This window comes from Mesorhizobium sp. M1D.F.Ca.ET.043.01.1.1 (assembly GCF_003952385.1).
Taxonomy (GTDB): Bacteria; Pseudomonadota; Alphaproteobacteria; order Rhizobiales; family Rhizobiaceae; genus Mesorhizobium.
Genome location: NZ_CP034444.1, coordinates 1,920,616 through 1,940,347, shown reverse-complemented (window position 1 = coordinate 1,940,347; position 19,732 = coordinate 1,920,616). Strand labels below are relative to the sequence as shown.

17 protein-coding genes are annotated in these 19,732 nt (G+C 65.0%); 6 read left to right on the top strand and 11 right to left on the bottom strand.

The genetic code is table 11. The features are described 5' to 3' along the window. The first annotated feature begins 273 nt into the window (after positions 1-273). Positions 274-531 (top strand): hypothetical protein, encoded by a 258-nt coding sequence (locus EJ067_RS34525; RefSeq protein WP_189510530.1) that lies wholly within the window; start codon positions 274-276, stop codon positions 529-531. Positions 532-637: 106 nt separating this feature from the next. Here the strand turns inward: EJ067_RS34525 and EJ067_RS09715 are convergent, their stop codons facing one another. After that, complete coding sequence (locus tag EJ067_RS09715; protein WP_126089571.1) at positions 638-2,530, bottom strand: ABC transporter ATP-binding protein; 1,893 nt, start codon at positions 2,528-2,530, stop codon at positions 638-640. Next, a complete protein-coding gene (locus tag EJ067_RS09710) occupies positions 2,530-4,392 on the bottom strand; it encodes an ABC transporter ATP-binding protein (protein ID WP_126085736.1) in 1,863 nt (620 codons plus the stop codon). The genes EJ067_RS09715 and EJ067_RS09710 overlap by 1 nt, the downstream gene beginning before the upstream one ends. A gap of 561 nt (positions 4,393-4,953) precedes the next feature. Here EJ067_RS09710 and EJ067_RS09705 point away from each other — a divergent pair. Next, positions 4,954-5,208, top strand: a complete 255-nt coding sequence (locus tag EJ067_RS09705; protein ID WP_126085735.1) for a DUF768 domain-containing protein — start codon at positions 4,954-4,956, stop codon at positions 5,206-5,208. Positions 5,209-5,271: 63 nt separating this feature from the next. Here the strand turns inward: EJ067_RS09705 and EJ067_RS09700 are convergent, their stop codons facing one another. After that, a complete protein-coding gene (locus EJ067_RS09700) occupies positions 5,272-6,390 on the bottom strand; it encodes a P1 family peptidase (RefSeq protein ID WP_126085734.1) in 1,119 nt (372 codons plus the stop codon). A 7-nt stretch (positions 6,391-6,397) separates the two neighbouring features. Further along, positions 6,398-7,963: an exodeoxyribonuclease VII large subunit gene (xseA, locus tag EJ067_RS09695; RefSeq protein ID WP_126085733.1), complete on the bottom strand. Its 1,566-nt coding sequence runs from the start codon at positions 7,961-7,963 to the stop codon at positions 6,398-6,400. 123 nt (positions 7,964-8,086) lie between these two features. Here xseA and EJ067_RS09690 point away from each other — a divergent pair, with 123 nt between their 5' ends. Continuing rightward, positions 8,087-10,315: an EAL domain-containing protein gene (locus EJ067_RS09690; protein ID WP_126085732.1), complete on the top strand. Its 2,229-nt coding sequence runs from the start codon at positions 8,087-8,089 to the stop codon at positions 10,313-10,315. 239 nt (positions 10,316-10,554) lie between these two features. On the opposite strand, the gene EJ067_RS09685 is transcribed toward EJ067_RS09690, so the two are convergent. Next, a complete protein-coding gene (locus EJ067_RS09685) occupies positions 10,555-11,511 on the bottom strand; it encodes a LysR substrate-binding domain-containing protein (protein ID WP_126085731.1) in 957 nt (318 codons plus the stop codon). A gap of 238 nt (positions 11,512-11,749) precedes the next feature. Here EJ067_RS09685 and EJ067_RS09680 point away from each other — a divergent pair, with 238 nt between their 5' ends. After that, positions 11,750-12,040: a DUF1127 domain-containing protein gene (locus EJ067_RS09680; protein WP_126085730.1), complete on the top strand. Its 291-nt coding sequence runs from the start codon at positions 11,750-11,752 to the stop codon at positions 12,038-12,040. A 367-nt stretch (positions 12,041-12,407) separates the two neighbouring features. Here the strand turns inward: EJ067_RS09680 and EJ067_RS09675 are convergent, their stop codons facing one another. From EJ067_RS09675 to EJ067_RS09660, 4 genes are all read right to left on the bottom strand, one after another. Then, a complete protein-coding gene (locus tag EJ067_RS09675) occupies positions 12,408-13,397 on the bottom strand; it encodes a DUF937 domain-containing protein (RefSeq protein ID WP_126085729.1) in 990 nt (329 codons plus the stop codon). Positions 13,398-13,498: 101 nt separating this feature from the next. After that, on the bottom strand, positions 13,499-14,872 hold the full coding sequence (locus tag EJ067_RS09670) for a glutamate--cysteine ligase (protein ID WP_126085728.1): 1,374 nt from the start codon (positions 14,870-14,872) through the stop codon (positions 13,499-13,501). 209 nt (positions 14,873-15,081) lie between these two features. After that, a complete protein-coding gene (locus tag EJ067_RS09665) occupies positions 15,082-15,816 on the bottom strand; it encodes a 16S rRNA (uracil(1498)-N(3))-methyltransferase (protein ID WP_126085727.1) in 735 nt (244 codons plus the stop codon). Between the two features lie 31 nt (positions 15,817-15,847). Beyond that, the gene (locus tag EJ067_RS09660; protein ID WP_126085726.1) at positions 15,848-16,510 is read right to left on the bottom strand and encodes a hypothetical protein; all 663 of its coding nucleotides are present in this window, start codon (positions 16,508-16,510) and stop codon (positions 15,848-15,850) included. Between the two features lie 85 nt (positions 16,511-16,595). On the opposite strand from EJ067_RS09660, the gene EJ067_RS09655 reads away from it, so the two are divergent. After that, complete coding sequence (locus EJ067_RS09655; protein WP_126085725.1) at positions 16,596-17,294, top strand: type 1 glutamine amidotransferase; 699 nt, start codon at positions 16,596-16,598, stop codon at positions 17,292-17,294. A gap of 286 nt (positions 17,295-17,580) precedes the next feature. Continuing rightward, positions 17,581-17,721, top strand: a complete 141-nt coding sequence (locus tag EJ067_RS09650; protein ID WP_189510879.1) for a hypothetical protein — start codon at positions 17,581-17,583, stop codon at positions 17,719-17,721. 25 nt (positions 17,722-17,746) lie between these two features. Here the strand turns inward: EJ067_RS09650 and EJ067_RS09645 are convergent, their stop codons facing one another. Further along, positions 17,747-18,517, bottom strand: a complete 771-nt coding sequence (locus EJ067_RS09645; RefSeq protein ID WP_126085723.1) for a metallophosphoesterase — start codon at positions 18,515-18,517, stop codon at positions 17,747-17,749. Positions 18,518-18,577: 60 nt separating this feature from the next. Continuing rightward, positions 18,578-19,714 carry an alpha-hydroxy acid oxidase gene (locus EJ067_RS09640; RefSeq protein WP_126085722.1) on the bottom strand — a complete coding sequence of 379 codons (1,137 nt, stop codon included), beginning with the start codon at positions 19,712-19,714 and terminating at the stop codon, positions 18,578-18,580. Between the last annotated feature and the right edge of the window lie 18 nt (positions 19,715-19,732).

The following is a 19,732-nucleotide window of genomic DNA, read 5'->3' as shown; positions in this document are numbered from 1 at the left end:
GCAAGGCTTCACCGGTTTCGCGCGAGAAACCGGCATCGAGCTCGCGTGGCTTAAGGCCATGCGCCTAGCCGATTTCCAGGATCGACGGCAAGCACTATGTGGACAGCCCGCGACATGCCAGCGATGTCGATGTGGCCACCTGTCGGGGACTGGCGCAATTCCGTCGGGAACCAGGCAGGCCGGATCCAACCGACAGCGGCTTCAGCCCGGAGCGAAGCGAGGCGAACGAAGCAATCGCTCCGGCCAGGTCGGCCAATTCAGCCTGCGGTGGGCATGGCGCGCGAGATCAGGCTCCTTGCGGCAAGCAGGATGCCTGCATCAGGCGCCGGCAAGCTCAAGCGGGGGCAGGTTTGCCTTCGCGGGCTCCAGTCTGATGTAACAGGGGTTCGCGTCCTCTTTCAGCTTCTGCAACTGCAGGCGCGTCTTGGCGCGAAGGACTGGGTCGATGGGCTTGTCGGCTCTCTCCTGCACCGCGCTCAGGATCTTGGCCGCTTCATCGATCTGCCGGAGCTGCGCCAGGCTGCGGCCTAGCCCATACTGCGCGCCGAACCCAGACTTCTCCCCCGAAGCCCGTCGGCAGGCAAGGCGGAGCCGGTGTCCCCCAGGTCCGCCTTTTCTTGCGAAAACTTCTTGGCGGTCACGTCGCTTTGCCGGCCACTGCGTCCATTTCCATCTCCTCCTCGGAAATGTCGTCGAACGAGGCGTAGTTCATGTTGTAGAGCCGGGCGTAAAGGCCCTTCCGTTCCATCAATTGTTCGTGGTTGCCGCTCTCGACGATCTCGCCGTTCTGCAAGACGATGATGCGGTCGGCGCCGCGGATGGTGGCGAGCCGATGGGCGATGACGAGCCCGGTCCGGCCTTCCAGCAGTTTTATCAGCGCCTTCTGGATCAGCATCTCCGTGTAGGAATCGATGCTGGCCGTGGCTTCGTCGAGCACGAGGATCTTGGCGTCGGCGACCAGCGCCCGCGCGAAGCTGATCAACTGCCGCTGGCCGAGCGAGAGATTGCCGCCGCGCTGCTCGAGCTCGGTGTCGTAACCGCCGGGCAACTGCTCGATGAAGTCGTGCGCGCCGACGGCCCTGGCCGCGCGCACCACCTGCTCGCGGGTTGCATTGGTTTTGTGATAGCGGATGTTCTCCAGCACCGTCCCGGAAAACAGAAACGGCTCCTGCAGCACCATCGCCATCTGTTCCCCGAGCGAATCCTGCGTCAGGTCGCGCACGTCATGCCCGCCGACCAGGACCTGACCCGACCACACGTCGTAGAAGCGATGCGCCAGCGCCATGGAGCTCGACTTGCCCGAGCCGGTCGGACCGACGAGCGCGACCGTTTCGCCCGGATTGACGCGGAAGCTGACATTCTTCAGCACCGGCTGGTTCCGCCGGTAGCCGAAGGTGACGTTCCTGAACTCGACCGAGCCGTCCATGTCGCGCGACAGCGCCACCGCGCCTTGCCGGTCGCTGACCTCCACCGGCACATCGAGCACTTCGGAGATGCGCTGGCCGGAAGCCATGGCGCGTTGCATGACGCTGTACTGCATGGTGAGCGAGCGGATGGGGTCGAAGAAGCGCTGGATGTAGAACAGGAACGCCACCATGACGCCGATGTCGAGGCCGTGCGACAGCACCATCGAGCCGCCGACGACGATGACTGTCGCCATCGCGATCCCGGTCAGCGTGTCGACGATCGGCACCATCACCTGCGCGTATTTGGCCGACCGCAGATGCGCATTGAGATTGGCCAGCACCTTCTCGTCATAGAGCTCGAAATTGACGTGCTGGCGCTCGAGGCTCTGCACGGTGCGCACGCCGTGGATGCCTTCCGCCAAAGCCCCGTTGGCGATCGAGTTGGTTTCATGCGCGGCCATGAAGGCGACCTTGGCGCGCGGCAGCCAGAACAGGCGAACGATGAACAGCATCGGCATGGTCGAGAGCGTCAGCAGACCGAGCCGGAAATCGAGCCACAGGAGCACGCTGACGATGCCGAACAAGAGCACGATGTCGCCCACCGACATGACCGATGTCTCAAGGAACTCCTGCATCGAATTGACGTCGCCCTGCAGGCGCGACATCAGCCGGCCGACCTCGGTCTTGTCCATGAAGCTCAGGGAGACCCGCTGCAGATGGCCGAACATGGCGCGGCGCAGGTCTGACAGGACGTTTTCCGCCACCTTGCCGACGACGCTCTCCTGAACATAGCTCGCCGCATAGTTCACCAGGATGACCGCCGCGAAAGCGCTGGTCGCCCAGGCCATGACCGAACGGTCAACCCTGCCCGGCGCCATGCCGTGGTCGATGGCGTAGCGGATGACCAGCGGGATCGCCAGTTGCGTCAGCGTGAACACCAGCACTGCGGCGACCGAGATGAAAATCCGGGTCCGGTACGGCCGCACGAAGCTCCAGATGCGCCGCACGATGCGCGGATCGTAGGCCTTGCCGAAAACCTCTTCCTCGTCGCGATGCGAGCCGACGACGGCCTTTGCCGGCCGCCCGCTGGTGTCTTCCTTCTCGTCGTCGTTCTGTGTCGACATCATGCCGCCCCCAGCGCGATGGGCCGGTCGTCGTCGGGCCTGAGCTGCAGGTCGTAGAGAGCGCGGTAGCGTCCGCCCAAGGCCAGCAGCTCCTCATGCGTGCCGCGTTCGACGATCCGGCCGCCTTCCACGAACAGGATCTGGTCGGCATGCATCAGCGAGCTCAGCCGATGCGAGATGATGAGCGTCACGCGATCCTTGGCGAAGCGCTTCATCGCCGCGCGGATGCGCTGCTCGGTGCCGGCATCGATGGCCGCGGTCGAATCGTCGAAGACCAGCACCGAAGGCCGCAGCATCAGGCTGCGGGCGATGGTCAGGCGCTGCCGCTGGCCGCCGGAGAGCGACGCGCCGCGTTCGCCGACGATCGTGGTGTAGCCGGCCGGAAGCCCGATGATGTAGTTGTGCAGCTGGGCGGACTCGGCCGCCCGCTCGATGCGCGTCTCGCGCGCCCAGGGATTGCCGTAGGCGATGTTGTTCTCGATCGAGGTGGTGAACAGGAAAGCGTCCTGCTGCACGACGCCCACCGCCTTGCGCAGCGACTGCAGGGTGACCTCGCGGATGTCCTGGCCGTCGATGGTGATGGTGCCCGAGCTCACATCGTAGAAGCGCGGGATCAAATGCGCGATGGTCGACTTGCCGCTGCCGGGCGGGCCGACGATGCCGATGGTCTGGCCGGGCCTGGCCTCGAAGGAAATGCCCGACAATGTCGGCCGGCCGCCTGAGCCCGGATAATGGAAGCCGACATCCTCGAAGCGCAGCACGCCGTCGGTGACGACGAGGTCCTTGGCGCCCGGCGCGTCCTTGATGTCGAGCTCGGTGTCGAGCAGTTCGAACAGCCGCGTGCCGCAGGTCGAGGCGCGCGCGAACGAGTTGACCATCAGGCCGAGCTGGCGCACCGGCATCTGCAGGATGGTCATGAAAGTAAGGAACTGCGCCAGCGTTCCGACGCTGATTTGACCCGACATCACCTTCTGGCCGCCGAACCAGAGCACCAGGCCCATGGCCGCCAGGAACGAGAAGTTCATGGCGCTGGTGTTGCTGACGCGGATATCGACGCGCTCGTTGGCGAGAGCCAGCGCATCCTGCTTGGCGCGGTCGAATTTGCCCAGCTCATGGCGCTGCGCCGCGAAAGCGCGCACGACGCGGATGCCGCCGAGATTCTCGTCCATCACCCGGCTCAGCACCGACAGGCGCTGCTGCAGCGTCAGCCAGGTGCTGCGCAGCCTGAGCTGGGTGACGGAGGATCGCCAGGCGACGAAGGGCACGAAGCTCAGGCTGAGCAGTCCGAGCACGAGATCGGTGCTGATCAGGAGATAGGCGCCGACGCCGATCAGCACGCCGAGCAGGACCACGCGCAGGACGCCGGTCGAAAAGAACATGCGCACGCCGTCGAGATCGAGCAGCCCGAGCGTGATTAGATCGCCGGTGTGGACCCTGTCGTGGAAGGCAAAGCTGAGGCGCTGGATCTTCTCGTAGAAGGCCAGGCGCAGCTCATATCCGGTCTGATGGCCGACGGCCTCGCCATAGTAGTTCTGCGCCATGGTGAAGAGGCCGCGCAGCACGCTGACGACCAGCAGCGTGAGCGCCGTGCCCCACAGCGCGTGCTGCGCGGCGATGCCGGCACCCTCGGCCATCACGCCTTGCGCCTGGTCGATGGCGCGCCCCAGCAGGCGGGGAATGAGAAGCTGCAGCGTCGCGGCGATGAAGGTCGAGACGATGGTGATCGCGACTTGCCAGGGGTGGCGCAGCGTCATGCGCATGATGCGGAGCAGGGTGCTGAGACCCTTTCCCCAGGAGGCTTCCGCCACATGGGCAAAGGATTTGCCGCGCTCCGGCGCGCTGCTTTTTGCATCCTTATGCAAAGGAAAATATCCAAACCGATCCGTGCATTAGCCCGGACGAATGAAACAGACTCAAGTGAGCGATTTGATGTTACGCGTGCCAGAGTTGAGCGTTCAAGGGGCCAATGACGGCATCGCGCTGTGCCTGGCGAAGCCGGCCGCATGTCCTTGTGATCTCAGGTCGCCTTCTCACCGGACGCGGCGGAAAGAAGCAGGGTCGGCGAGCGGAGTCGACATTGCATGAGGATATCACTATATACCGGCGGCTTTCGGTTTCTCGCCTCTTGGACTCGCCTGCGAGATCGCCGAAATGCGTTGCGTGCTGTCACGGAAATCGGTTCGAAAAACCGGGAAAAAGCAAACAGAAACAATAGAACGGATCCTTGACGGTCCTGCCAAGGCATCATCACCCTCACCAATCAGAACGTGTTTCCTGAACCCTCCAATTCCTCCCGCTTTGTGGACCTCGGGCAAGATGTCTTGCCGGGCGAGGCCGACTCGGCTCGAATGGGACTTGCATCCGATAGCGGGATGGGGGCGTTCATGACTACCAACCGGCATTGCCGCTAGGGAAGAAGCAGTATGAGTGAACATGCGATCGAGTTCTTGCGCGGATGGATTGGCGAGAAAGTCCATTGCCAGCATTCGCCGGCCAGAATCGAGAAGCAGGCCGAGACCCTCGCCAGGGAGTGCTGCGCCCAGGCCGCCGAGGAAGGCATTCTTCTGGAAGACATCCAGGAGGAAGTCGGCGACATCCAGGAACTGATTGCTTCGCGGCTCGAGGAAGTCGCCGAAGAGAGCGAGCAACAGACGGCGCCGGACAAGCCGTCAAAGTGAGATGCCTGTCCCGGCTTGAGCCGGAAAAAAACAGGCATTGTTCGGCCTGATCCTGGATCCGGCCTACCCGAATTTCTCTTTGAGCCACGCCTTTGGCAGCGCCGGCACGAAATTGCCGTCGCGACCCGTCATGTCCTCGTTGGCGACCATGGCGTTGAGGATCGCTTCCTCCACTCCCTGCACCACCGCATCGAAGAACGGATCGATATCGACGTCCGGGATGAAATCGGCGCGGGCGATGCGGCCTGGAGGCGCCAGCGCGGCTTCGGGATTGGCGGTCGAAAAGGCGAGAAAAATGTCGCCCGAGCTGTGGTAGCCGTAGCCGCCGGTCATGGCGATGCCCAGCGGCACGCGGCGGGCGAGCCGCTTCATCTGATGCGGCAGGAACGGCGCGTCGGTGGCCACGATTGCGATGATCGAACCCTTTTCGGCGCGCGGCGTGCCTTCGCGGATCGCCGGTTCGGCCAATTCCGGGCCGACGCGCCGGCCGCGAAGGGTGAAATTGCTGCGCTTGCCGAAATTCGACTGCACGAACACGCCGAGCGTGTAGCGCTTGTCCTGCCATTCGACGATGCGGGAGGCGGTGCCGGATCCGGCCTTGAAGCCGAAGGTGATCATGCCGGTGCCGCCGCCGACGCTGCCTTCCTCGATGGCGCCGCCTGTTGCGCTGTCGAGCGCTTCGGCGACATGCTCGAAGCCGACATGATGGCCGTTGATGTCGTTGAGGAAACCGTCATAGGTCTCAGCCGCCAACGGCAGGCCCCAGGCGCTGTCGAGCGCGGCCGGCAGCACGCGGCTCATCCAGCGCAGCGTGCCGTCGCGCGTGACGCCGCAGGAATGGGTGTTGGTGATGGTGACCGGGAAGTTGAAGGCGCCGGTCTCCTCGATGATGTGCGTGCCGGTCAGCTCGCCATTGCCGTTCTGGCTGAAGACGCCGGCGAAGACCGGCGTCGCAAGCTCTTGAACCGGTCTTGGCAGAATCGCTGTGACGCCGGTGCGCACCGGCCCCTTGCCGATCTGGAGCGGGCCGTCGCCGGCAATCAGCGTCGTATAGCCGACCGCGACGCCCGGCACGTCGGTGATGGCGTTGAAGCGGCCGGGCGTGCCGTCCAGGACTATCCCGAACGAGCGCAGACGCGGCTTGCCCGATGGCGTGCGAAGATGCGGGTCGTTGCTGCTCATCCCGTCCTCAGAACAACGAGCCCTGATTGCCCGGCTCCTTGGCCTTGCCCGACGGCTTGGCGGCCAGCTTCGGCCGCGCCCCGCCGCTGGTGGCGATGGCCTCGGCATTGCCGTCGGCGAACTCCAGCTGCAGCGCCGCCCCCGGCGCCAGCTCCGCGACGCGCTTGATGACGGCGCCGTCGGCGTCCTTGACCAGCGCGAAGCCGCGCGCCAGCACGGCCTTGTGCGACAGCGTGGCGAGCAGCCGGTCGGCCTGGGTGAGGGCGGCACGCAACTGGTCGAGCCGCCGCGTCATCGCCTGATCCTGGCGGCGGGTCAGCCCGGCCAGAGTGTCGGCCCGCAGCTTCTGCCGCCGCACGATCGGCGTTGGTGACAGTCTCGCCGACGTGCGCTGGAAGCGCGCCCGGCCCTGGCGAACGATCGCGAAGAAGGCGGCGCGTGCGCGGGCGATGTCGCGGCCTGTCAGCGTGCGCGTCTCGTTGAGGCGGCGCGACAAGGTGGCCGGCGTCAGCCGCTGCCTCTCCAGCCTTGCGCGCTTGCGCTCGATGCTCACCGTCAGACCTCGTCCCAGCCGGCTGGTCGCCTCGTCGAAGCGGCGGCGCGGCAGCGCCAGCAATTGATCGGGCGAGGGGAGCGCGCGCGCCGCGGCGCGCACCGCCTGGCGCTTGCGCTCCAGATTGCGCGAGGCGCAGGCGTTGAGCCGCGCGCCGAGGCTTGCCAGGGTGGCCTCCAGGTCCGCCCTGACCGGCACGGCGATTTCGGCGGCGCCCGTCGGCGTCGGCGCGCGCATGTCGGCGACAAAGTCTATCAGCGTCCAGTCGGTCTCGTGCCCGACCGCGGAGATCACCGGAATATGCGAGGCCGCGACGGCGCGCGCCAGGCCTTCGTCGTTGAAGCCCCAAAGGTCCTCGAGGCTGCCGCCGCCGCGCGCCACGATCAGAAGGTCGGGTTGCCGGATGGGGCCGTCCCAGGTGAGCGCGTTGAAGCCGTTGACGGCTGCGGTCACTTCCTTGGCCGTCGTCTCGCCCTGCACCCTGACCGGCCACACCAGCACGGTGAGCGGGAAGCGGTCCTTGATGCGGTGGATGATGTCGCGGATCACCGAGCCCGTCGGCGAGGTCACGACGCCGATGACGCGCGGCATGAACGGCAGCCGCCGCTTGCGGCCGGAATCGAACAGGCCCTCGGCCTGCAGCCGCCGCTTGCGCTCTTCGAGCAGCGCCATCAGCGCGCCGGCGCCGGCCGGCTCAAGATTGTCGATGACGATCTGGTAGTTGGATTTGCCGGGATAGGTCGTCAGCCTGCCGCTAGCGATCACTTCCATCCCTTCCTCGGGCCGGAATTTCAGGCGCGCCATCGTGGTCTTCCACACCACGGCATCGATCCGGGCGCGGTCGTCCTTCAGCGCGAAATAGGCGTGGCCGGAGGAATGCGGCCCGCGGTAGCCGGAGATCTCGCCGCGCACCCGCACATTGCCGAAAGCGTCCTCGACCGTGCGCTTCAGCGCGCCGGAAATCTCGCTCACCGTATATTCGGTGGCGTTGCTGCGTGATTCGGTTGCTGCTTCGCTCATCACATGATTGGGGAACGCTTATCGGGCCGCGTCAAGGCAGGGAGCAATCCTCGCTAATATTATAACGCGATCTTAAACCCGATTTGCTTTGACTGGCGGCAGGAAAGTCGGCCCAGGGAACGCATGAGCGAACGCACCAACAGCAGCCCATTGACGCATCAGGTCACGCTCACCGTGCTGACGCTGGCTGTCTTCGCGCTGTTCATCGTCGTCGGTTTTGGCGTCTATGCGACCGCCCAGGCCGACGACGTCTCGCTCGAACGCCAGAAAATATTCATCGCCGACGGTTTGAAGGATCAGATTGCGTCTGTTCAGCGTGAACAGGAAAGCGTTTCGGTCTGGGATGACGCGATCACCAATGTGCGAGCCGGCAACCAGACCTGGATCGAGGAGAATCTCAGCGTCTGGATGTACACCTATTACGGTCACAGCCAGGTCTACATACTCGATGCCGCCGACCATCCCATTCATGCCATGCAGGAAGGCAAGGTAGTCGATCCGTCCGCCTATGGCAGGGACGAGCCTGCCTTGCAGCCATCCGTCGAGAAGCTGCGTCGCATGCTGGCCGGGCCGCCGAAGACCGACGCTTCCGGCCAGCCTGCCAAGATGATCGCGGAGGACTTGGTGTCGCTTGGCGGCAAGCCGGCGATCCTGAGCGTCATGCCGCTGCTGCCGAGTTCGGACCGGGTCACGCAGGCGCCCGGCACCGAATATCTGCACGTGTCGGTGGAGTTCATCAACGACGCCGTCATCCGCAGGATTGCGGGAAAATATCTGCTCGACGGTGCGCGGCTTGTACCGCTGTCGCAACCGGTCGGCGCCGCGGCGGTCCCGCTGGTCGATTCCCGCGGTGTCATCCTCGGCTATGTCGGCTGGGATCGGGAGCGGCCCGGTCTTGCGCTGGTGCGCAAGATGGCGCCGGCGCTGGGCGTGGCGCTGCTTGTGGCGGCGGGCGTCCTGGCGTTCCTGCTGCGCAGGCTCCGCCGCGCCTCGTCCGCGCTGCAGACCAGCCAGGATGAGGCGCAATATCTCGCCTTCCACGACACGCTCACCGGCCTGCCCAACAGGGCTCTTTTCGAGGACCGCCTGCGGCGGGCCCTGCTCAGGGCCGGCCAGGATATCGCGGTTCACGACATGGGAAGGGTGGGGTTGCTTTATCTCGATCTCGATCGCTTCAAGCATATCAACGACACGCTCGGCCATCCTGCGGGCGACGAGCTGGTGCGCCAGACAGCGGCCAGGCTGCAGCACACCGTTCGCGAGGTGGATACCGTCGCACGGCTGGGCGGCGACGAGTTCGCGCTGATCCTCGTCGACATCCGCGATATCCGCGCCGCCGAGGATATCGCCGAGCGGCTGCTGCAGAAGTTGCAGGAGCCGTTCAAGCTCATGGAGGATCAGGTCTTTGTCAGCGCTTCGATCGGCATCGCGCTATCGCCCGGCGGCGAGACGGATGCCGACGATCTGCTGCGCAAGGCCGACATCGCGCTCTACGAAGCCAAGAAGAACGGCCGGAGCCGGCACCAGGTCTTCGCCGGCGACATGGACGACCTGCTCCTGCGCAAGCGCAAGGTCGAGACCGAGCTTCGCAAGGCCCTCGACGGCGGCACCGGCATCAGGCTTGCCTACCAGCCGGTGTTCGCGGCGAACGGCGAGACGATCCTCGGCGCGGAGGCGCTGATCCGCTGGGGGCATGATGTGCATGGCGCATTGCCGGCGGCGCAATTCATCGCCATCGCCGAGGAACGCGGCATGATCGGCCAGCTCGGTGCGTGGGTGCTGCAGGAGGCCTGCCGCTTCGCCGTGCGCACCGACCTGCCGTGGCTCGCCGTCAACGTGTCGCCGCTGCAGTTGCGCGACGCCGGCTTTCCCGAACAGGTTGCGTCGATCCTTGCCGACACCGGGCTGGCGCCGCAGCGCCTGCAGTTCGAGATCACCGAAAGCGTGCTTCTGGACAACAGCGATGCTTCGCGGGCGGCTCTGGCGACCTTGCGCCAGTTGGGCGTCGGCATCGTTCTGGACGATTTCGGGACCGGCTATTCATCGCTGAGCTACCTGCGTCGCCACGCCATAGACAAGCTCAAGATAGACCGTTCCTTCGTGCGGCTTCTCGATGGCGACGGCAACTCGGCGGCGATCGTCAAGGCGCTGATCGATCTCGCCATGGCGCTCGGGGTCGACGTCACCGCCGAGGGTGTGGAGACCGAGGCGCAGAAGATGCTGCTGGTCGCCATGGGCTGCCGGCAGCTACAGGGCTATTTCTTGTCGCCGCCGCTCGAGCCGGTCCAACTGCTCAGCCTTTCTGGTCTGGCTTCGCCGGACGAGGTCGGGCCGACCGCCGCTCGCGCCTAGAGCAATTCCAGGAAAAGTGTGAGCGATTTTCCGTCTGGAATTGCGTAAAAACAAGGAGATAGGGCGTTTCGCCGTTTCCGTGAAACGGTGAAACGCGCTAGAACAAATCCAGGAAAAGTGTGCAACGGTTAGGCTCGGCGCCTTCGCTGCGGAATTGCGAGAAAAACAAGTGTCAGAGCAGGTCAGCGTTTCCGTGAGACGATGACCTGCTCGAGCGCGATCGAACAAGGCCCCAAGGATCACCAGCCAGGCAGGATCTGGTTTGCCTTGGTCCGCTTCATCTTGGCGAAGGCAAGCGCGGCGAAGTCGAAGCTTCCCGTCTCCTCGCCGACCGGCACGGAAATGTTGTCCAGGCTCTCCGCGATGTGCCTGGCCAGCGCGTCGACGATCTCCGGTTGCGAGGTCTGGCCGCGCATGATGCCGATGCGGCAATCCGGTAGCGCATCGAACCCGTCGGCCTCGCCGAGCACGCGCATGCCGGGCCTGAGCGCGCATTCCGGCAGCACCGAGATGGCGAGGCCGGAAAGCACGGCTGCCGTGATCACCGTGGCCGAGAAGCTGGAGAACAGCACGCGATATTCGCGGTTCTGCCGGTCGAGCACGTCGACGGCCGCGCGTCGCCAGATGCAGTTCGGCCGGCCGAACGCCATCGGCAGGATCTCCTGCTCATGCGTGGCGTGGTTGGCCGAGGTAACCCACAGAAGCGGCTCGCGCCGCACCACTTCCGACTGGCCGCGCGTATCGTTGTGCGTCACCAGCGCGAGGTCGAGATTGCCGCGCTTGATGTGCTCGACCAGCCCCGGCGTCGGTTCGCAGACTACGGTCAGCTCGACGCGCGGGTTGGAACGCGAGAAGCGCGCCATGATCTCGGGCAGGAAACGGTCGGCATAGTCGTCCGGCGTGCCGATGCGGATCGTGCCTTCGAGCCGCTGGTCGTCGAAGGCGGCCAAGGTCTCACGATTGAGGTAGATCAGTCGTCTCGCGTAGGACAGCAGCCTGTCGCCTTCCTCGGTCAGCTTGTTGGTGCGGCCGTCCTTTTCGAACAGCGGCTTGCCGATCCGCTCCTCCAGCCGGCGCATCTGCATCGACACCGCCGACTGTGTCCGGTGCACCTCCTCCGCGGCGCGGGTGAAGCTTCCCGTATCGGCGATCGAGATGAAGGTCTGCAACTGATCGAGATCGAGCGGCGCTTTCATCGGTCCAATCCATCATTGATGTTGATGCTAAAGATTAGAAACATTCGTTGGATTAATCAATCGTGCAGTGGCAAATTGCCTTCGTCCACATGAAGGCACCGCATGTCGCCCAAAAGTGGTCCCCGGTTTTGGGGCAGCGACATGCGTCACTTTAAGTGTATCGAGACCGCAACGGCGCTTTCTCCCAAGGCGCCGGCTGACTGGTTTCGTCCGCTCGACTCGTGAAGGAGAGACTGACATGACCACGATCGAATTCGCCTCCCAGACCCCGCGCATCACCACGCGTCCGGCCGTTGCGACGCGCGTGCTCAATGCGGTCGCCAACACCTTTCGCGCCTGGAAAAACCGCCGGGCCTTCTATCGCCTTGGCGAGATGTCGGATGCCGAGCTTGCCGACATCGGCCTGACCCGCGCCGACCTTCATGTCGCTGTCGCCGTTCCTTTCGGCCGCGATCCGACGGCCAAGCTGCGCGCCATCGCCAGCGACCGCGCCGACACGATCGAGGACCTCGCTCGCAAGGTGGCCTGATCGGCTGCCCGACTGCATTTTGGGCCGCCCCTGAACCTTTTCGGGGTCCGGCGCGACCAAGCTTCATGCAGGCTCCCACACTCCCTGCCGGTTCCCCGCCGGCCTGCCTGCACATTGCCCGGTACCCCTCCAGGACCGGGCATTTTTTGGCACGTCGCCATTCAGGTGATGCCGGCCTGCAAATGGCGGCTTCCTGCGCTTCCGGTGCTCACGTACTTCAAGTACGCTCCGCTCCGGCCTTGCCGGCCGAAGCCCCATAAGTCTCTTCGCTCTATGAAGGCTACGGCCGGCGTAGGCCGGTTCTCGGAAATCAGCATTTTCGGCTCGGCCTGACCTGAATCTCGACACACCCTGGGCCGCGCGAAAGCTACCGCCGGCCCATGCCGCGTTTGAACTGGTCGAAGATGCTCTCCATTCCCTTCTGGTACTCGTCACGCTGCTGCGCGCCGGTCTCGAACATCCTGCCGAAAATATCGTCGAACGGGTTCCGCGGCCGGCCGCTCGGGTTGGTTTGCGGCTGCGGCGACTGGCTCTGCTGCGGCTGCTGCGGCGCCGGCTGCCCGCCCGGCAAGCCAAATCCGCCACCGCCCTGGCGCAGCATTTCTTCGAACATCTTGCCGAGCGGATTGTCACCGTAGGGGTTCGGCGCCTGCTGCGGCTGGCTTTGCGGCTGTTGCGCGCCGCCGCCGAACATGTCCTGCAGGACCTTGCCGAGCGGATTGTCACCGTAGGGGTTCGGCGCCTGCTGCGGCTGGCTTTGCGGCTGTTGCGCGCCGCCGCCGAACATGTCCTGCAGGACCTTGCCGAGCGGGTTGTCGCCATAGGGACTGGGTGCCGGTTGCGGCGCTTGCGCGCCGCCTCCGGCCTGCCGCATCATTTCCTCGATGATCTCGCCGAGTGGATTGCCGCCGCCGAAGCCGCCAGCGGCCTGCATCTGGTTGTTGGTTTGTTTGAACAGCCCGCCCATCATCATCGAGGCCATGGCCGGCAGCATCTGCTGCAGCACCTGCTGGCTGAGGCCGGTCGCCTGCGCGGCCTGGGCGGCCACGGCGCGCGACAGGTCCTTCGAGCCGAACAGGTGACCGAGAATGCCGTTGCCTTCATCAATGCCTTGCGGCGAGAAGGCCCGGGTCGCGTCCTCGAAATATTTGGCATGCTGGCCGCTCGCCATCGCCGTCATGAAGGCGCCCATCCCATAGGGGTCCGCCGTGTTGCGCTGAAGCCCCTGTGAGAAGGCCGGCAGCAGCGCCTGCACCGCGGCCTGGGTCTGCTGCATCGAAAGCCCGAACTGCTGGGCCAGCGCCTGCATGCCGGCGCCGTTCTGGGCTTGGGCGAATATGTCGAACAAGGAAGGCATGGGCGTCTCCTCCGGGAACATCCTCGTGGAAGAAGCCTAATTCGTTTCCATTCCTGATTGAAGCGGCTTTCGCCGCGCGCCGTCAGGCGGAAACTGGCCGGTTAGTAGGCATATTCCATGAAAACCGGCTCGATCGAGCCGCCCCAGCGCGTGTGGTAGGCCGACAGCATCTCCTCGGCGCTGGTGGTGCCGCGCGCCACGACCTCGTCCAGCGTGTTCAGGAACGAAGTCTCGTCATAGCCGTCGCGGTTCTTCTTGGCGCGGTTCTTCAGGCCCATGCGCGAGATGGCGAGCACGTCGCGGGCGACGTCGCGCAAGGTCGTGTTGCGGAACGGCGCGGCAATGCCTTGCTCCGGAACGGCGCTGCGCATCGCCAGCGCCTCCTGGTAGGTCCAGCTCGAGGTCAGCGCCTCGATGGCGTCCAGCGCCTGCTCGTCATAGAGCAGTCCGACCCAGAAGGCCGGCAGCGCGCAGATGCGCCGCCACGGTCCGCCGTCGGCGCCGCGCATCTCAAGGAAGCGCTTCAGCCGCACATCGGGGAACAGCGTCGACAGGTGGTTGGCCCAGTCGCCCATTGTCGGCAGCCCGTCGGGAACCTCGTTGCGGGCGGCGCCCGCCATGAACTGGCGGAAGGTGTGGCGCGTCATGTCGTGATACTGCCCGTCGCGGATGACGAAATACATCGGCACGTCGAGCGCCCATTCGACATAGTCGGCAAAGCCGAAATCCGGCGCGAAGCAGAGTTCCAGCATGCCGGAACGCTGGTTGTCGGTATCGCGCCAGATGTCGCCGCGCCAGCTTTGCAGCCCGTTCGGATGGCTCTCGGTGAAGGGCGAATTGGCGAACAGCGCCGTCGACAGCGGCTGCAGCTTCAGCGACACCTGCATCTTGCGGCGCATGTCGGTCTCGCTCTCGAAGTCGAGATTCACCTGGATCGTGCAGGTGCGGTACATCATGTCGAGGCCCTTCGATCCGACCTTCGGCATGTAGCGCGTCATGATCTCGTAGCGCGACTTCGGCATTTTCGGCGTTTCGGCCAGCGACCATTTCGGGCTGCCGCCGAGGCCGAGGAAGCGGATGCCGAGCGGCTCGGCGATCTCGCGCACCTGTGCCAGATGCGCGTTGCCCTCGCGGCAAGTCTGGTGGATGGATTCCAGCGGCGCGCCGGAGAGCTCGAACTGTCCGCCCGGCTCCAGCGAGATCGCGCCCTGGCCGGTCGGCTCGACCAGGCCGATGATGCGGCCGGCATCCATGATCGGATCCCAGCCGAGCTTTTGCTGCATGCCTTCGAGGATGGCGCGGATGCCGCGCTCGCCGCCATAGGGCACCGGCGCGTTGCCGTCGACATAGAAGGGGAATTTCTCGTGCTCGGTGCCGATGCGCCATTTATCGCGCGGCTTGTTGCCCGCGACGAGATAGCCGACGAGTTCGTCGATGCCTTCAATGGGCTGAATATCGGTTGTGTCGCGCGCCATGATGAGCCCTCCCGCCGCATGACTCCGAAAATCGCCTTCGATTTTCGGAAAGGATCATACGCCAAATCAAAGTGCTACAACGTCCTTTGCGCGTCCGAAAAAGGACGCGCGGCGCTGTAGGCGGTCGGACGACCGCCGGGCGCTAGATGGACGAAATGTCAGTAGCCGATCAAGCGAAAAATCCTGAGCCACGGCTCAACTGGATTTGATCACCAATCGCCGATCGTCGCCTGCATCACGGCAAGCGCCGCCACCGCCGCCGTATCGGCGCGCAGGATGCGGGGGCCAAGCGGGATGGCGGTGACGAAAGGTAGCGCCCGCAGCATCCTGCGCTCGTCGTCGGAAAATCCGCCCTCCGGCCCGACCAGCAGCGCGAGTTTTTTCTCCCGCACCGCCTGCAAGGCCGTCAGCGGATTGTTGGTCGAGGCATCCTCGTCGCAGAAGATCAGCCGCCGTTCCTTGTCCCAGCCGCCGAGCAGCCGCGCCAGCTTCTCCGCCTCGCGCACGTCTGGCACCGCCAGGATGCCGCATTGCTCGGCCGCCTCGACGACATTGGCGCGCAGCCGATCGATGCCGGGCTTCGCCACTTGCGTATGCTGGGTGATCACCGGCTGCAACACGCCTGCGCCCATCTCCACCGCCTTCTGCACCAGATAGTCGAGCCGGCCTTGCTTCAGTGGCGCGAAGCAGTAGACGAGATCGGGCAGCGGCGGCTGCGGCCGCTGCAGGGAGAGCACCTTGAGCCGCACCGCCTTCTTGGATTTGGCGGCGATTGCCGCCGACCATTCGCCGTCGCGGCCGTTGAAAAGAAGAACCTCGGCGCCTTCGCCGAGCCGCAGCACATGCGCGAGATAGTGGCTCTGCTGTTGTCCGGCGTCGAATTCGAGGCCCGGTTCGAGATCGTCCGGCACGAACAGCCGCTGCATCTTGTAATTGGCGCGCATGGCCGAGCAATGGGCGACGCGACCTGTGCCGTCAAGCCTCGGCGGAAGGATGCCACGCCGGCACGTAGCCTTGCCGCAGCACCGAGATGGTGGTCGCCGGCGTGGTCAGGCGAAGTGGCCGACCCGCTAGCTCATCGAATTCCGTCGGAGTGCCATAGCCCGCGAACGACCAGCGCAGCGCCTTGCCGCCACGCAAGGCATAGACGGTGCCGCCATCCGCGACCATGGACCCATCAGGCAGGGCGGAAAGCACGTCCGGCTCGACCGTCGGTGGCCGGCCGCCCGAGCCCAACCGCTCCTTGTGCAGCCGTTTGTCGACCATCGGCGCGCGCGGTTCGGCAACGCCGAAGGCCTCGCCGAAGCGGCGCACGAAATCGGCGGCCCGCTCGCGCCGGCAGAAGAAGCAGGGCCGGTGGCCAGCGGCGAGCGCCGTCACCTCGTCGAGGAAGAACAGTTCGGTCCAGCCCGCCTTACCCCCCGGTTCGTCATCACTTGGCCGGTTGCGGCCCATCGGCTCGCGCCGCACACCACGGAACTGGCACGTGCAGATGATCCAGGCCGGCAGGGCCCAGCGCTTCTTCAAAAGCGTTTTCGTCTCGGGGTCGTGGATGATGCCGCGATTGCCGGTGAACAGGCCGCGCTCCGGCGTGGCATGGATGGCACCGAACGGATCGACCCGGTTCTGCAGTGGCATAGCTTTCTCCCCGGCACGCATCTTGGCTGAAACGAAGGCGCCATGATATCGCTCCCCAGCATTTTCATGTCAGCAGGATTTTCCCATGCGGGTGCTGGTGGTCCAGAACTACGACAACACCGGCCTCGGCCAGATCGGCGCCGCTCTTGCGGAGGCAGGCGCCGAGCTCGACCTGCGCCGCCCCTACCAGGGCGACCCGCTGCCGCAGGACGCAAATGGTCACGATGCCATGGTGGTGCTGGGCGGCGGTCAGAATGCGCTGGCCGACGACGACTATCCCTACTTTCCCGCCTTGCTCGAGCTGACGCGCGATTTCGCCGGCAAGGACCGCTCGGTGCTCGGCATCTGTCTTGGCGGCCAGCTTCTCGCCCGCGCCTTCGGCGCCGAGAACCACATCGGCGGTGCCGTTGAATTCGGCTGGCGCGGCGTGTCGCTGACGACGGCGGCCAAGGCCGATCCGGTGCTTGGCGCATTGCCGGAAAGCTTCCCGATCTTCCAGTGGCATGACGACACGTTCGACCTGCCCGAGGAGGCCGTGCGGCTTGCCAGCAACGATGTCGCGGCGAACCAGGCCTTTCGCATCGGCCGCGCCGTCTATGGCTTCCAGTTCCATTTCGAGGCGGATCGCCCAATGGTGCGCGACTGGAGCACCTCCTTCGCGTCGCTGATCGCCGACCGCCACCCCGACTGGGCCGGCAGGCTCGACGACGAGGCGGCGCGCAACGGGCAGGAAGCCGACGCCGCCGGCCTGGCGATTGCGCGCGCCTGGGTGGCGACGATCTGATCATCTTGCAGACCGCCGCACCAAGCGTGACATAATTGGCACGCGACGGCGGTTCCGCCTGGGGAAAACCTGCTTCGTCCTTGGCTTGTACCCGAGCGCCATTCTAGAAGGCGCCCGCCCTGTATCGTCCGTGCAACCGCGATGAACCTTCTGTGTGATCCAGGCGACACACCGGCGATACAGAATCTGCCTAGAAGCGCGAAATCGTCGAAACATTGAGACGCATTTTATCGTTTCAACGCATTGGTAACCGCCTCGTGCACAGATGCAGAAAGCTCAACCAGAGATGACGTCCGTGAAAGCAGCGCTTTTGTCCTTTGTCATGCTGTCTGCCATCGTTCTGTGCGGCCTCGGAATCTATGCCGCCGATGCAGCGACCAACCACCGGGCCGTCAACGGCTACGGCGTCACCGCCGCGCTCAACTAGAGCAATCCAGGAAAAGGATCGCGGCCTAAAGCGCTTTCCCTTGCACGGTCAGGATGCGCTTGTCGCCGCCATTGACGGCGAGCGCGCTCAGCGTTCCCGCTTGCCAGGCGAGTGTGTCGACATTGACGCGGTTGGCCATCACCTCGGCTTCCGGCACGGGTGTGTGCCCATGCACGATCACTTTCGGATAGAGCCCCGGGTGATCGTGGAACGCGTCGCGGATCCAGATCAGGTCCAGCGGGCTCTGGCTTTCGAGCGGAATGCCGGGCCTGATGCCGGCATGACAGAAGAAGAAGTCGCCGAAGGACACTGAAAAGGACAGCGACTTCAGGAAATCGACATGGGTTTGCGGCACCGCGTCGACCAATGCCGCGTGTCCGTGGGCCAGCGCCTCGTCCGGCCTGCCGAACCAGCTGCCGCCGGTCGAAAGCTTCACCCCGTATGACGCCGCGGTCTGGATCCCGCCAAAGCGCATGAACAGGCCGTCCGGGTCGGGCTCGGCAAGAAATTCCAGCATGCCGATATCGTGGTTGCCGGCAAGCATGATGTTGCGCGGGTCGCGCTTCCTGGCCTCGATCAGGAACTCGATGACGCTTTTGGAGTCCGGCCCGCGGTCGACATAATCGCCAAGATGGATGATGCGCCAGTCGGACGACGGCGCGTGTTCCAGCTCGCTCTCGATCCCGTGGTGCATGGCGGCGAGAAGGTCATGACGGCCATGCACGTCGCCGATCGCGTAGAGCCGCATGCCGTCCGGCCCGCGCGCGTCGAGGTAATGGATGCCGGTTTCGGTCAAGGCGAGCGTCTTCCCGTGTCGGTCATCACGGGAAACTAGGGCGGATCGGTGAATAAGCCCCTAGCGCCGCAACTGGTCCTTGCCCATGTCGGTTACCAGACGCTTACCGCACAGCGCCAGCGTGATGTCCATTTCCTTCCGGATGATCTCGAGCGCCTTGGTGACGCCCGCCTTGCCCATCGCGCCGAGGCCGTAAAGGAACGGCCGGCCGATATAGGTGCCCTTGGCGCCGAGGCAAAGCGCCTTGAGCACGTCCTGGCCCGAGCGGATGCCGCCGTCCATGTGCACTTCGATCCTGTCGCCGACCGCGTCGGCGATCTCCTCCAGCACCGAGATCGAGGAGGCGGCGCCATCGAGCTGCCGCCCGCCATGGTTGGAGACGACGATCGCGTCGGCGCCGGTCTCGGCCGCCATCAACGCGTCCTCCTTGTCGAGGATGCCCTTCAGGATCAGCTTGCCGCCCCAGCGCTCCTTGATCCAGGCGACGTCGTTCCACGACAGCTGCGGATCGAACTGCTCCGTCGTCCAGGACGACAGCGAAAAGACGTCGCTGACGCCCTTGGCATGGCCGACGATGTTGCGGAAGGTTCGGCGCTTGGTGCCGGCGATGCCCAGGCACCAGCGCGGCTTGAGGGCGAGGTCGACAATGTTCGCGAGCGTCATCTTGGGCGGCGCCGACAGCCCGTTGCGCACGTCCTTGTGGCGCTGGCCGAGGATCTGCAGGTCGAGCGTCAGCACCAGCGCCGAGCAGTTTGCCGCCTTGGCGCGGTCGATGAGGTTGAGCACGAAGTCCTTGTCGCGCAGCACATAGAGCTGGAACCAGAACGGCTTCTTGGTCACCGAGGCGACATCCTCGATCGAGCAGATGCTCATGGTCGAGAGCGTGAACGGCACGCCGAACTCCTCGGCAGCCTGCGCCGCCAGCATCTCGCCGTCGGCATGCTGCATGCCGGTCAGCCCCGTAGGGGCGAGCGCCACTGGCATCGCCACCTTCTCGCCGATCATGGTCGACTCCAGCGAGCGGTTGCTCATGTCGACCAGCACGCGCTGCCGGAACTTGATCTTTTGGAAATCCTCCTCGTTGGCGCGGTAGGTGCTCTCGGTCCAGGCGCCGGAATCGGCATAGTCGAAGAACATCTTCGGCACCTTGCGGCGCGCCAGGTCCTTGAGATCGGCGATGGTGAGGATTTCGCTCATAATGGTCCTTGCTTGATC